General features: G+C 73.9%; 2 protein-coding genes. One reads left to right on the top strand and one right to left on the bottom strand.

Translation table 11 applies throughout. From position 1 onward, the window contains the following. Positions 1-681, bottom strand: a 681-nt coding sequence (gloB, locus tag B8460_RS14525; RefSeq protein WP_048862332.1) for a hydroxyacylglutathione hydrolase, incomplete at its 3' end; no start/stop codon positions are given. Positions 682-756: 75 nt separating this feature from the next. On the opposite strand from gloB, the gene B8460_RS14520 reads away from it, so the two are divergent. Further along, positions 757-1,488 (top strand): methyltransferase domain-containing protein, encoded by a 732-nt coding sequence (locus B8460_RS14520; RefSeq protein WP_048862331.1) that lies wholly within the window; start codon positions 757-759, stop codon positions 1,486-1,488. The last annotated feature ends 55 nt before the right edge of the window (positions 1,489-1,543 follow it).

The raw sequence follows: 1,543 nt of genomic DNA, 5'->3' as shown, positions 1-1,543 counted from the left end.
GAACGGATTGGTCGCCCGTTCCGCGCCGATCGTCGACGGCAACGTCGGCCGCCCCGCCGCCCGCAGGCGGCGCACCTCGTCCGCGCGCGCGCGCAGCGCGGCGTTGTCGGGTTCGGCGGTGACGGCGAAGCGGGCGTTGCTCTCGGTATATTCGTGGCCGCAGCAGACCAGCGTGTCGTCTGGCAGCGCCGCGAGCTTGCGCAGGCTCGCATGCATGTCGGCGGCCGTCCCCTCGAACAGCCGGCCGCAGCCGAGGCTGAACAGCGTGTCGCCGCACAGCAGCACGCCTGGCGCCGTGGCGTCGCCGGCGACGTGAAAGGCGATGTGGCCGACCGTATGGCCGGGCGTGTCGATGATCGTCGCCCGGCTGTCGCCGATCGCGACCGTCTCGCCCTCCGTCACCGCGCGGTCGAGTTTCGGCAGGCGGTGAGCGTCGCGGGCGGCGCCGATCACCGTCGCGCCGGTGCGGGCGCGGACGGCGTCGGTCCCGGCCACGTGGTCCGCGTGATGGTGTGTCAGCAGGATCAGGTCGAGCCGCCCGCCGGTCCGGGCGTCGAGTGCCGCAAGGATCGCGTCGGCATCCGCCGGGTCCACGATCGCCACCGTGCCGCTCGCGGCGTCGCGCAGCAGCCAGGCGTAGTTGTCGGACAGGATGGGGACGGGTTCGACGGTCACGGGCATGGGTCGAGCATAGAGCAAGGCGGGCGCCACCGGTATGGTCCCCCGCTTCCGCGCTGGCGTGGTATAGATCGGTGCATGTCGGAACTGCAGGCGGCGGCCGCGTTCTATCAGTCCCCGATCGGCGTCCTGGCCGCGGGACTGCTGTCGGAGCAACTCCATGTCATGTGGCCGGCGGCGTCGGTCGCCGGGCTCGGGCTGCTCGGCATCGGCTTCGCGGCGCCGTTCCTGTGCACCTGGCAGGCCCGCGCCCAGCGCTGCGTCGCCCTCTCGCCCGCGCCGATGGGCCGTGCCCGCTGGCCGGTGCCGGGCCGCAACCTCGCCTGCACGGCCGAGGAGGGCGCGCTGCCGTTCCCCGACCTGAGTTTCGACCGCGTCCTGCTGGTCCACGCCCTCGAGAATGCCGAGAACGACCGCCGTCTGCTGCGCGAGGTCTGGCGGGTGCTGAAGGACAGCGGCGAGTTGCTGGTGGTGGCCGCGAACCGCACGGGGCTGTGGGCGCATGGCGAGACGACCCCGTTCGGCCATGGCCGCCCCTATTCGGCCGGCCAGATCGGCGCGCTGCTGACGGAGTCGATGTTCCGCGCCGAACGGCGGGCCACGGCGCTGTTTCTGCCGCCGCTGCTACTGCCGCCGCCGGGTGCGCGGATTCGGCTGCGCATGGTGCGCGCGGCCGAGCGGGCGGGACGGCGTCTGGCGCCGGGCCTCGCCGGCGTGACGGTGACGGTGGCGGTCAAGGACGTCTATGCCGGGGTGCCGGCGCAGGCGGTGCCCTCGCGGCGGCGACTGATGCTGGTGGACGCGGCGTAGCGAGGTTGGCGTCGCGCGATCAGGGCAGCAGGCCGGCCGCGACGAGGGCGGCCGC

Origin of the sequence: Acidisphaera rubrifaciens HS-AP3, assembly GCF_000964365.1 — a bacterium.
Taxonomy (GTDB): domain Bacteria; phylum Pseudomonadota; class Alphaproteobacteria; order Acetobacterales; family Acetobacteraceae; genus Acidisphaera; species Acidisphaera rubrifaciens.
This window is presented reverse-complemented; position numbering and strand designations above follow the sequence as displayed.

Bases quoted from the DNA above. Each gene is read 5' to 3' on its own strand.
- B8460_RS14520 (WP_048862331.1), top strand. From the start codon at position 757: ATGTCGGAACTGCAGGCGGCGGCCGCGTTCTATCAGTCCCCGATCGGC.